Genomic DNA, 12,517 nt, shown 5'->3' on the forward strand with positions numbered 1-12,517 from the left:
AACAATAGACTTATAACTTTGACAGGCCCGCAAGGTGGGTCTGTTCTGTTGCGTCTTCACCTTCTATATTATCGTCATCCTAGACTTTCATTACCCTTGCGAAGGCAGGGGTCTACTCACCACTAACACCAAGTCTCAGCTAGATTCCCATCTGCACAGAAATGGCGATAGAGCGATAATTCAGATACAAAAAAGGCGCCTTTCGGCGCCTTTTGTCATTTCTTTCTACGATTACTCGTCAGAAGAGAAACCTGCGTTTAGAAGCGCAGCTAGGTTATCCGTCGCTTGTTCAGCTGATGGACCTTCCTGAGCTTCGTCACGCTTAGCTTGACGGTCTTGGTGATACGCAAAACCAGTACCAGCTGGGATCAGACGACCCACGATAACGTTCTCTTTCAGACCACGTAGATCATCACGCTTACCAGATACCGCTGCCTCTGTTAGTACGCGCGTCGTTTCTTGGAACGATGCCGCAGAGATGAACGATTCTGTTGCTAGAGATGCCTTAGTGATACCTAGTAGGTCACGCTCAAAACGTACAAGTTCTTTGCCTTCAGCTTCTAGCTGACGGTTTGCGATCTTAACGCTTGAGTATTCAACCTGCTCGCCTGGTAGGAACTCAGAGTCACCTGCATGCGTGATTGTACACTTACGTAGCATTTGACGAACGATAGTCTCGATGTGCTTATCGTTAATCTTTACACCCTGTAGACGGTATACTTCTTGAACTTCGTTCGCGATGTATTGAGTCACAGCGTGAATACCACGCAGACGTAGAATGTCATGCGGAGTTTCTGGACCATCAGCGATTACGTCACCACGCTCAACGCGCTCACCTTCGAACACGTTTAGCTGACGATGCTTAGGAATCATCTCTTCGTAGTTATCGCCACCATCACGAGTGATGATTAGACGACGCTTACCTTTCGTCTCTTTACCGAATGAAACGGTACCAGAGTGCTCAGCAAGAATTGCTGGCTCTTTTGGTTTACGAGCTTCGAATAGGTCCGCAACGCGAGGTAGACCACCGGTGATATCTTTGTTACCGCCAGATTTTTGTGGGATACGTGCTAACGTGTCACCCACACCTACTTCTGCGCCATCTTCGATGTTCACAATCGCTTTACCTGGTAGGAAGTAAAGTGCTGGCATTTCTGTGCCTGCGATCATTACGTCTTTACCATGCTCATCAACAAGTTTGATAGCTGGACGCATATCTTTACCTGCTGCTGGGCGAGCGGCTGCTTCTGTTACTTCGCTTGAAGATAGACCTGTTAGGTCATCTGTTTGACGAGAAACAGTTACGCCATCGATCATGTCTACGAATTGGATACGACCCGCTACTTCAGTAATGATTGGCAGCGTGTGCGCTTCCCAGTTCGCTACTGTTTCACCAGCTTGAACTGCATCGCCATCACCTTTAGTTAGCAATGAACCGTAAGGAAGTTTGTGCTTCTCTTTAGTACGGCCAAACTCATCGATAATCGTCATTTCTGACGCACGAGAGGTGATAACCAGTTTCTTATCTTTGTTGATAACAAACTTAGCGTTGTGAAGCTTCACAGAACCTGTGTTTTTCGCCTGGATGCTGTTCTCTGCTGCTGCAGTAGATGCCGCACCACCGATGTGGAACGTACGCATCGTAAGCTGTGTACCCGGTTCACCGATAGACTGAGCAGCGATAACGCCCACTGCTTCACCTTGGTTCACTAGGTGACCACGTGCTAGGTCACGACCGTAACACTGTGCACAACAACCGAAGTCTGCATCACAGGTAACTACTGAGCGCACTTTCATGCTATCTACAGAGTTATCTTCCATGATCTGACACCACTTCTCATCAATTAGAGTGTTACGTGGAATCAGAACATCTTCAGTACCTGGCTTAAGAACGTCTTCAGCAACTACACGACCAAGCGCTAGCTCAGAAAGTGCAACTTTAACGTCACCACCTTCGATATGAGGCATCATATCGATACCTTCGTGCGTACCACAGTCGTGCTCGTGAACAACTACGTCCTGAGCAACGTCTACTAGACGACGAGTTAGGTAACCCGAGTTCGCTGTCTTCAGTGCCGTATCCGCAAGACCCTTACGAGCACCGTGCGTTGAGATAAAGTACTGAAGTACGTTTAGACCTTCTTTAAAGTTCGCAGTGATCGGTGTTTCGATGATTGAGCCATCTGGACGAGCCATCAGACCACGCATACCAGCTAGCTGACGAATCTGAGCTGCAGAACCACGAGCGCCCGAGTCAGCCATCATATAGATGCTGTTGAATGACTCTTGTTGCTCTTCCGCACCTTCACGGTTAATTACCGTTTCAGATGAAAGGTTGTCCATCATCGCTTTCGCTACGCGATCGTTGGTCGATGCCCAAATATCGATCACTTTGTTGTAGCGCTCACCCGCAGTTACAAGACCAGATTGGAACTGTTCTTGAATTTCGCGAACTTCTTCTTCCGCTGATTCGATTTCGTCGTACTTCGCTTGAGGTACAACCATGTCATCGATACCAACTGATACACCAGAAAGTGCAGCGTATGCAAAACCTGCGTACATCACTTGGTCAGCAAAGATTACTGTATCTTTCAGACCCAGCTTACGGTAAGCCTCGTTAAGTAGGTTAGAGATTTGCTTCTTACCTAGCTTTTGGTTTACCAAGCTGTATGGAAGACCTGCAGGAACGATTTGCCACAGCATTGCACGACCGATAGTCGTATCGACCATCTTCGTTTCTGTTGTGCTGTTGCCATCTTCGTCCACTACCGTTTCAGTGATACGTACTTTAACGCGAGCGTGTAGCTCTGCGCTCTTAGTACGGTATGCCTTCTCAGCCTCTTCAGGGCCAGCAAGGTACATACCTTCACCTTTCACGTTGATCTTTTCACGAGTCATGTAGTAAAGACCCAATACAACGTCCTGAGAAGGTACGATGATCGGATCACCTGACGCTGGCGACAGAATGTTGTTTGTCGACATCATCAGTGTACGAGCTTCAAGCTGTGCTTCTAGAGTTAGAGGCACGTGAACCGCCATTTGGTCACCATCGAAGTCCGCGTTATACGCCGCACACACTAGTGGGTGTAGCTGAATCGCTTTACCTTCGATTAGTACTGGTTCGAACGCCTGGATACCAAGACGGTGAAGTGTTGGTGCACGGTTCAATAGTACTGGGTGCTCGCGGATTACTTCGTCTAGGATATCCCAAACGATCGCTTCTTCGCGCTCTACCATCTTCTTAGCTGCTTTGATTGTCGTCGCCATGCCACGAGTTTCTAGCTTGCTGTAGATAAATGGTTTAAATAGCTCTAGTGCCATCTTCTTAGGAAGACCACACTGGTGCAGACGAAGGTATGGACCTACTGTGATTACAGAACGGCCAGAGTAGTCTACACGCTTACCAAGTAGGTTCTGACGGAAACGACCTTGTTTACCCTTGATCATATCAGCAAGAGATTTCAGAGGACGCTTGTTCGAACCTGTAATTGCACGACCGCGACGACCGTTATCTAGGAGGGCATCAACAGACTCTTGCAGCATACGCTTTTCGTTACGTACGATGATGTCTGGAGCCGCTAGCTCTAGAAGACGCTTCAAACGGTTGTTACGGTTGATTACACGACGGTATAGATCGTTCAGATCAGACGTTGCAAAACGACCGCCATCTAGTGGTACTAGAGGACGTAGATCTGGCGGAAGAACCGGAAGCACAGTTAGGATCATCCACTCAGGGTTGTTACCTGATGCAATGAACGCTTCAACTAGCTTCAGACGCTTAGTGATCTTCTTACGCTTAGTTTCTGAGTTAGTAGACTCAAGTTCTTCGCGCATCATCTCTGCTTCAGCGTGCATGTCCATAGTGGCAAGCAGATCTTTGATCGCTTCTGCACCCATCTTAGCAGTGAATTCGTCACCCCATTCTTCTAGACGATCAAGATACTCTTCTTCAGTTAGCATCTGACCTTTTTCTAGATCCGTCATACCTGGTTCAGTTACTACGTACATTTCGAAGTAAAGAACACGCTCGATATCACGTAGCGGGATGTCCATTAGCAAACCGATACGAGATGGTAGCGATTTTAGGAACCAGATGTGAGCGACAGGAGACGCAAGCTCGATGTGGCCCATACGGTCACGACGAACTTTAGTTTGCGTTACTTCAACGCCACACTTCTCACAGATAACACCACGGTGTTTCAGACGCTTGTATTTGCCACAAAGACATTCGTAGTCTTTAACTGGACCAAAAATACGCGCACAGAACAGACCATCGCGCTCAGGTTTGAACGTACGATAGTTGATCGTCTCAGGTTTTTTAACTTCACCAAAAGACCATGAACGAATCATGTCTGGTGAAGATAGACCGATTTTGATTGCATCAAATTCTTCGGTCTTATGCTGTGCTTTTAGAAAGTTTAATAAGTCTTTCACAATCAGCTCCTGTAAGGAGTTTAAAAAGGTGCTCGCTTGGTCAGCAAACCTGCGCGAGCCCCTTTTCTACCAGATAATCCTGATGGATTATTCGTCTTCTAGCTCGATGTTGATACCTAGCGAGCGGATCTCTTTCAACAGTACGTTGAACGATTCTGGCATGCCAGGTTCCATGCTGTGGTTACCATCGACGATGTTCTTATACATCTTCGTACGGCCGTTAACGTCATCAGACTTAACCGTTAGCATTTCTTGAAGCGTATATGCTGCACCGTATGCTTCTAGTGCCCATACTTCCATCTCACCGAAACGCTGACCACCGAACTGAGCTTTACCACCAAGTGGTTGCTGAGTTACTAGGCTGTACGAACCAGTTGAACGAGCGTGCATCTTGTCATCAACAAGGTGGTTCAGTTTCAGCATGTACATGTAACCTACAGTTACAGGACGCTCAAACGCATCACCAGTACGACCGTCAAACAGAGTTAGCTGACCAGATTCTGGTAGGTCACCCAGTTTTAGAAGTTCTTTAATAGACTTCTCAGACGCACCGTCAAAGACAGGTGTAGCAATCGGTAGACCGCCACGTAGGTTCTTAACCAGAGTACGTACTTCGTCATCAGACAGAGATGCAATATCAACGTTCTGACGAGTACCACCTAGATCGTAAACCTTCTGCAGGAATTCGCGGAATTTCGCTAGCTCTTGCTGCTCTTTAACCATCTGGTTGATCTTGTCACCGATACCTTTCGCTGCCAGACCTAAGTGAACCTCAAGGATCTGACCGATGTTCATACGCGAAGGTACACCCAGTGGGTTAAGTACGATGTCGACAGGTTGACCCTTCTCATCGTAAGGCATGTCTTCAACAGGGTTGATCTTAGAGATAACACCCTTGTTACCGTGACGACCCGCCATCTTATCACCAGGCTGGATACGACGTTTAACCGCTAGGTAAACTTTAACAATCTTAAGAACGCCAGGCGCTAGGTCATCACCTTGAGTGATCTTACGACGCTTAGTTTCAAACTTCTTATCAAAGTCTGCACGTAGCTCGTCGTACTGCTCTGCAAGTTGCTCAAGCTGAGATTGCAGTGCATCGTCTTCTAGCGTTAGTTCTAGCCACTTCTTACGATCGATAGTATCTAGTTTAGCGTCAGAGTAACCACCTTGAAGTAATACAGCTTTCACACGGTTTAGAAGGCCACCCTCAAGAATCTGGAATTCTTCAGTTAGGTCTTTCTTCGCTTCTTTCAGCTGCATTTGCTCGATTTCTAGAGCACGCTTGTCTTTCTCTACGCCATCGCGAGTGAAGACTTGAACGTCAATGATGGTACCTGAAACAGAGTTAGGTACACGTAGTGAAGTATCTTTAACGTCAGATGCTTTTTCACCGAAGATCGCGCGTAGTAGCTTCTCTTCAGGAGTTAGCTGAGTTTCACCTTTAGGCGTTACTTTACCAACTAGGATGTCGCCACCCTTAACTTCAGCACCGATGTAAACAATACCTGACTCGTCTAGTTTAGACAGAGCAGACTCACCTACGTTTGGAATATCCGCTGTGATCTCTTCAGAACCCAGCTTAGTATCACGTGCCACACAAGAAAGCTCTTGGATGTGGATAGTCGTGAAGCGGTCTTCTTGAACTACGCGCTCAGATACTAAGATCGAGTCTTCGAAGTTGTAACCGTTCCAAGGCATGAACGCGATACGCATGTTTTGACCAAGCGCTAGTTCACCAAGGTCTGTTGAAGGACCATCAGCAAGAACGTCACCACGTGCTACTGGCTCACCAGGTAGTACAGTTGGGCGCTGGTTAATACAAGTGTTCTGGTTAGAACGCGTGTACTTAGTTAGGTTGTAGATGTCGATACCTGCTTCGCCAGGGATCAGCTCGTCTTCGTTAACTTTGATAACGATACGAGAAGCATCTACAGACTGAACTGTACCGCCACGTTTAGCTACTGCTGTAACACCAGAGTCAACCGCTACATTGCGCTCGATACCAGTACCAACTAGAGGCTTGTCAGCCTTAAGTGTTGGAACAGCCTGACGTTGCATGTTCGCACCCATCAGTGCACGGTTCGCATCATCGTGTTCTAGGAACGGGATAAGCGATGCAGCGATAGATACTACTTGGTTTGTCGCAACGTCCATGTAGTTAACATGGTCGCGTGGGTGAAGACCAGATTCACCTTTTTGACGTGCAGTGATTAGCTCGTCAGCAAAAGTACCTTCTTCAGTTAGCGCAGCGTTAGCCTGTGCGATAACGAATTGGCCTTCTTCGATTGCTGATAGGTAATCAACTTCGTCAGTTACTACACCATCTACAACGCGACGGTATGGCGTCTCTAGGAAGCCGTACTCGTTACAACGCGCAAACGCAGATAGAGAGTTAATTAGACCGATGTTCGGACCTTCAGGTGTTTCGATAGGACATAGACGACCGTAGTGAGTTACGTGTACGTCACGTACTTCGAAGCCAGCACGCTCACGAGTAAGGCCACCAGGACCCAATGCAGAAATACGACGCTTGTGCGTTACTTCTGAAAGCGGGTTGTTCTGGTCCATAAACTGAGAAAGCTGTGAAGAACCGAAGAATTCTTTAACCGCCGCAGAAATAGGCTTAGCGTTGATTAGGTCTTGAGGCATGATTGCATCAAGGTCACCTAGGCTCAAACGCTCTTTTACTGCACGTTCAACACGTACAAGACCAACACGGAATTGGTTCTCAGCCATTTCACCTACAGAACGGATACGACGGTTACCTAGGTGGTCGATATCATCAACTTCACCAATCCCGTTACGGATCGCGATAAGCTTCTTCATCACTTCGATGATGTCTTGCTCATCAAGCGTACCCTGTTCTAGGCCATCTTCACGACCGATAGAGCTGTTAAACTTCATACGACCAACAGTCGATAGATCATAACGCTCTTCAGAGAAGAATAGGCTTTCGAATAGTGCTTCTGCAGCTTCTTTTGTTGGCGGCTCACCAGGGCGCATCATGCGGTAGATTTCTACCAACGCAGAGATGCGGTCTACCGTGCTGTCGACACGTAGTGTGTCAGACATGAACGGACCGTGGTCTAGATCGTTCGTAAATAGAACTTCTAGTTTCTTAACGCCTGCCTGAGATAGGTTCGCTAATGCTTCTAGGCTGATCTCTTGGTTTGCACCAACGATGATCTCACCTGTCGCTTCATTGATGTAGTCTTTAGAAGCTACTTTACCTACGATGTACTCGACAGGTACTTCAATGAACTCAACGCCATCTTTTTCAAGTTGACGGATGTGACGAGCAGTAACACGACGACCAGTCTCAACATAAGTCTTGCCATTGGCTTCGATATCGAATGAAGCAGTCTCACCACGTAGACGCTCAGGTACCAACTCCATAAGTAGAGTTTGGTCTTTCACTTCGAAGTTTACTTTTTCGAAGAAGATATCGAGGATTTCTTCCGACGTCTTACCTAGTGCACGAAGAATGATCGATGCTGGTAGTTTACGACGACGGTCAATACGTACGTATAGGTTATCTTTCGGGTCAAACTCGAAGTCGAGCCATGAACCACGGTAAGGAATAACACGTGCGTTATAAAGAACTTTACCTGAAGAGTGAGTCTTACCCTTATCGCTGTCGAAGAACACGCCTGGGCTTCGGTGCAGCTGGGATACGATAACCCTCTCGGTACCATTGATAACGAAGGTACCATTGTCAGTCATAAGCGGAATTTCGCCCATGTAGACTTCTTGTTCTTTAATGTCTTTTACAGTACCTGCCGGTGCGTCTCTATCAAAGATAACTAAGCGCAGTTTTACGCGTAGTGGTTTTGAATAGGTAACGCCACGAATTTGACATTCTTTAACGTCAAATACTGGCTCACCAAGACGGTAGCTAACGTATTGCAGCTCAGAATTGCCGTTATAGCTCTGAATCGGAAATACAGAACGAAAAGCAGCTTCAAGTCCATATTGTCCTTCAGGATCCTGTTCGATAAATTTGTCGAACGAATCGAGCTGGATCGATAGCAGGTATGGAATGTCCAAAACTTGTGGACGAGTACCAAAGTCCTTACGGATGCGCTTTTTCTCGGTATAAGAGTAAACCATGGGGTTCCTCAGCTCGCTGATAAGTGACCCAAACCGCCCGTCCATCCTAGTTACTTAAGGTGGAGTATGGGGCAGTGACTAACAACTGTTTACTGTAGTGACGTTAACTCAAGCGTCGAGCAACGTTTTTTGCATGGTACGTAGATGCTTAAACAGCAGGAAAATTCATCTACGCCCTACAGCGCAAAAAGGCCGGTGGTCAATAAACCACCAGCCATTAGCCTGTTAGGCTAAGAAATTAAGTAATAATTACTTAACTTCAACAGAAGCACCAGCTTCTTCTAGCTGAGCTTTAAGAGCTTCAGCTTCAGCTTTGTCAACGCCTTCTTTTAGAGGTGCTGGAGCTGAGTCTACAAGACCTTTAGCTTCTTTAAGGCCTAGACCTGTTGCGCCACGTACCGCTTTGATAACAGCAACTTTGTTACCGCCAGCAGCAGTTAGGATTACGTCGAATTCAGTTTGCTCAGCAGCAGCTTCGCCACCAGCAGCACCGCCAGCTACAACAGCAGCAGCAGCAGATACGCCGAATTTCTCTTCCATAGCTTCGATAAGCTCAACAACTTGCATTACAGACATTTCTGCAACTGCGTCTAGGATTTGCTCGTTAGTAATAGACATAACAATTCTCTTTTAAGTCAACAATAAGTTTATTTTGCAACCAGTAAAAAGCAAGCTGATTAAGCAGCTTCTTCTTGCTTCTGGTCGCGTAGTGCAGCGATAGTACGTACCAGCTTGCCTGCAGAAGCTTCTTTCATGCACATCATTAGGCGTGCAATTGCTTCGTCGTAAGTTGGTAGTGTCGCTAGTACTTCAGCATCAGTAACCGCGCCTTCAAATGCAGCAGCTTTGATCTCGAATTCTTTGTTCTCTTTAGCGAAGTCTTTGAAAAGACGCGCTGCAGCACCTGGGTGCTCGTTAGAGAATGCAAGTAGAGTTGGACCAGTGAAAGTGTCAGTTAGACACTCATACTCAGTACCTTCTACTGCACGGCGTGCTAGAGTGTTGCGAACAACTCTCATGTAAACACCCGCTTCACGCGCTTGTTTACGTAGAGAAGTCATCGCGCCTACTTCAACGCCACGAGAGTCAGCTACAACTGCAGAAAGTGCACCACTGGCTGCTTCGTTGACTTCAGCAACAATTGCTTTTTTGTCTTGAAGGTTTAAAGCCATCTTGGATTTACTCCTGGTTGTTTTTACACCACCCGAAATCTTCACGATTTTGGGAGTTCATACGGTGCTTTTTCCAGAAGAAAGATAAACATTACGTTCAACTTCCTTTCAGTCTGGCACCATCTACGTAGGTATGATTAAGTTCTTTTCAGAACGCCTACGGTCTTGGACGGAGGCTAAATTCCTTAAGGAGTTTCAGCCCCAACCACAAATTTGATAGGCGCAAAATTATACATAATTTCTGCGCCTATGCAAGCAATTAAGCTTGAGTGTTTAGTGTAGATTGATCTACAGAAACACCAGCACCCATAGTAGTAGAGATGCTTACTTTCTTCAGGAAAGTACCTTTCGCTGAAGACGGCTTCGCTTTCTTAAGCGCAACTAGTAGAGCTTCTAGGTTCTCTTGTAGTTGGTTCGCTTCGAAGTTCACTTTACCGATAGTAGTGTGAATGATGCCGTTTTTGTCGTTACGGTAACGAACCTGACCAGCTTTAGCGTTCTTAACAGCTTCAGCAACGTTAGGAGTTACAGTACCAACTTTAGGGTTTGGCATAAGACCGCGAGGACCTAGGATAGTACCTAGTTGACCAACAACACGCATTGCATCTGGAGAAGCAACAACTACGTCGAAGTTCATTTCGCCTTTCTTAACTTGCTCAGCAAGATCTTCCATACCAACGATGTCTGCGCCAGCTTCTTTAGCTGCTTCAGCGTTTGCACCTTGAGTGAACACTGCAACGCGGATTTCGCGGCCAGTACCGTGAGGTAGTACAGTTGCACCACGTACGTTCTGGTCAGATTTACGAGCATCGATGCCTAGGTTAACAGCAACGTCTACAGACTCAACGAATTTAGCAGTTGCTAGTTCTTTAAGAAGAGCTACAGCTTCGTTGATTTCGTATTCTTTAGTTACTTCAACTTTTTCGCGGATAACGCGCATACGCTTAGTAAGTTTTGCCATGATCTTAACCCTCTACCACTAGGCCCATTGAACGAGCAGTACCCGCAATAGAACGCTTCATCGCTTCAATGTCAGCACCAGTCATATCAGCAGCTTTAGTTTCTGCGATTTCTTGGATTTGAGCGTCAGTCACTGTACCCACTTTTTCAGTGTTAGGACGACCTGAACCAGACTTAACGCCAGCAGCTTTCTTAAGAAGAACAGCAGCAGGTGGAGTCTTAGTTACGAACGTGAAAGAACGGTCGTTGTAAACAGTGATAACTACTGGAGTCGGTAGACCTTTCTCAATAGATTCTGTTTTTGCGTTGAACGCTTTACAGAATTCCATGATGTTCACACCGTGTTGACCTAGAGCAGGACCAACCGGTGGACTTGGGTTTGCCATACCAGCTGCAACTTGCAGTTTGATATAAGCTTCAACTTTCTTAGCCATGATATTTCCTAATTTTGGGTTCAAACGCTATCCGAGTGGAAAGCTCCCCGTGTTTTGATAAAACTTTCTACAGCCAGTGCTGTAAAAAGGCGCGAAATTATAAGCATAATTCGCGCCCTATTCAACCCTAAAAAGGTGATTTTTTATACTCTTTAAAATCGAGTATTAGTCAAGCTTATCCACTTGACCGAATTCAAGCTCAACTGGTGTTGCACGACCAAAGATCGATACAGACACTTTTACGCGGCTCTTATCGTAATCCACTTCTTCAACAGTACCGTTGAAGTCAGCAAATGGACCTTCATTGACACGTACCACTTCACCCGCTTCGAACATTGTTCTTGGACGAGGAGCTTCACTAGCCTTCTCTAGACGATTTAGGATAGCGTCAGCTTCTTTATCAGTGATAGGTGCAGGACGGTCAGAGGTACCACCAATGAAGCCCATGACACGTGGCACACTGCGTACTAAGTGCCAAGACTCATCGTTCATGATCATCTGAACAAGAACGTAGCCTGGGAAGAACTTACGCTCGCTTTTACGGCGTTGGCCTGCGCGCATTTCCACAACTTCTTCAGTCGGTACTAGCACTTCGCCAAAGTACTCTTCCATTGCGTGCATTTTAATATGTTCGCGAAGAGACTGAGCCACACGTCCTTCAAAACCAGAAAAGGCTTGAACTACGTACCAGCGTTTTTTCGGAGCTTCACTCATGAATTAACACCCTCTATAACCCGGTTATGAATGCAACAAGACGAACCATAATGCCGTCGATACCCCATAACGCAAGCGCCATTACAATACTTACTGCAAGGACAATCAGCGTAGTTTGCATTGTTTCTTGGCGTGTAGGCCAAACTACTTTGCGAACTTCTACGCGAGCTTCACGTGCGAACGTGATCGCTGCCTTACCTTTTGTTGTTGTAGCTGCTACACCAAGTGCCGCAGCAATCAATACAACTACACCTGCAGCGCGAAGAACTACAGAAAGTTCTCCATACAGGTAATTACCCACAACAGCGGCGGCTAGCAGAGCAAAAGCGACAATCCACTTCATTACATCTGCTGCATTTGAGCTATCAGGAGTTTCAGCGTTTGCTTTCATAAAACCAACCTGTGACAAGTCTAACTAGACGACAACAACCCCGCTGCTGCAGGGCTTATTCCTTTAATGTTGATTAAATTTGAGTCAAACCAACATTTTAGCCAAAGGCTCAGGTAGAAATTACTTTCCAACTCAACCCTTAAAATCCTTTCTAAATTCATACAATGAGCAGTCACTGAATGAATTTTGCGCCTCTATATATAGTAGCGCAGAAAAAGGGCATCAAATGATGCCCTTTTTAGCATTGCTTAGTCAAATCTTATTCAAAGATTTTCCCAGAGCTTGCGACAATTCGAAGA

At 46.3% G+C, this 12,517-nt stretch carries 8 protein-coding genes; all 8 read right to left on the reverse strand.

Annotated elements, in window-relative coordinates:
- Positions 1–231: 231 nt before the first annotated feature.
- On the reverse strand, positions 232–4,434 hold the full coding sequence (rpoC, locus tag OH456_RS20725; protein ID WP_006071303.1) for a DNA-directed RNA polymerase subunit beta': 4,203 nt from the start codon (positions 4,432–4,434) through the stop codon (positions 232–234).
- A gap of 87 nt (positions 4,435–4,521) precedes the next feature.
- Entirely contained in the window at positions 4,522–8,547 is a 4,026-nt protein-coding gene (rpoB, locus tag OH456_RS20730) for a DNA-directed RNA polymerase subunit beta (protein ID WP_006071304.1), read from the reverse strand.
- A gap of 249 nt (positions 8,548–8,796) precedes the next feature.
- Positions 8,797–9,165 carry a 50S ribosomal protein L7/L12 gene (gene rplL, locus OH456_RS20735; RefSeq protein WP_031493851.1) on the reverse strand — a complete coding sequence of 123 codons (369 nt, stop codon included), beginning with the start codon at positions 9,163–9,165 and terminating at the stop codon, positions 8,797–8,799.
- A 59-nt stretch (positions 9,166–9,224) separates the two neighbouring features.
- Positions 9,225–9,719, reverse strand: a complete 495-nt coding sequence (gene rplJ / locus OH456_RS20740; protein WP_038231063.1) for a 50S ribosomal protein L10 — start codon at positions 9,717–9,719, stop codon at positions 9,225–9,227.
- A gap of 259 nt (positions 9,720–9,978) precedes the next feature.
- Positions 9,979–10,680, reverse strand: a complete 702-nt coding sequence (gene rplA, locus OH456_RS20745) for a 50S ribosomal protein L1 (protein WP_031496662.1) — start codon at positions 10,678–10,680, stop codon at positions 9,979–9,981.
- A gap of 4 nt (positions 10,681–10,684) precedes the next feature.
- Entirely contained in the window at positions 10,685–11,113 is a 429-nt protein-coding gene (gene rplK, locus OH456_RS20750) for a 50S ribosomal protein L11 (RefSeq protein WP_008078231.1), read from the reverse strand.
- Between the two features lie 165 nt (positions 11,114–11,278).
- Positions 11,279–11,827: a transcription termination/antitermination protein NusG gene (gene nusG, locus OH456_RS20755; protein ID WP_031496663.1), complete on the reverse strand. Its 549-nt coding sequence runs from the start codon at positions 11,825–11,827 to the stop codon at positions 11,279–11,281.
- 13 nt (positions 11,828–11,840) lie between these two features.
- Positions 11,841–12,218 (reverse strand): preprotein translocase subunit SecE, encoded by a 378-nt coding sequence (gene secE / locus OH456_RS20760; RefSeq protein ID WP_031496664.1) that lies wholly within the window; start codon positions 12,216–12,218, stop codon positions 11,841–11,843.
- Positions 12,219–12,517 lie beyond the last annotated feature (299 nt).

It is taken from the genome of Vibrio sp. La 4.2.2, assembly GCF_027586995.1.
Taxonomy (GTDB): Bacteria; Pseudomonadota; Gammaproteobacteria; order Enterobacterales; family Vibrionaceae; genus Vibrio; species Vibrio mediterranei.

Excerpts from the sequence above, each read along its gene's own strand:
- rplJ (WP_038231063.1), bottom strand. The coding sequence starts at position 9,719 with ATGGCTTTAAACCTTCAAGACAAAAAAGCAATTGTTGCTGAAGTCAAC.
- nusG (WP_031496663.1), bottom strand. The coding sequence starts at position 11,827 with ATGAGTGAAGCTCCGAAAAAACGCTGGTACGTAGTTCAAGCCTTTTCT.
- rplA (WP_031496662.1), bottom strand. The coding sequence starts at position 10,680 with ATGGCAAAACTTACTAAGCGTATGCGCGTTATCCGCGAAAAAGTTGAA.
- rplK (WP_008078231.1), bottom strand. The coding sequence starts at position 11,113 with ATGGCTAAGAAAGTTGAAGCTTATATCAAACTGCAAGTTGCAGCTGGT.
- rplL (WP_031493851.1), bottom strand. The coding sequence starts at position 9,165 with ATGTCTATTACTAACGAGCAAATCCTAGACGCAGTTGCAGAAATGTCT.
- rpoB (WP_006071304.1), bottom strand. The coding sequence starts at position 8,547 with ATGGTTTACTCTTATACCGAGAAAAAGCGCATCCGTAAGGACTTTGGT.
- secE (WP_031496664.1), bottom strand. The coding sequence starts at position 12,218 with ATGAAAGCAAACGCTGAAACTCCTGATAGCTCAAATGCAGCAGATGTA.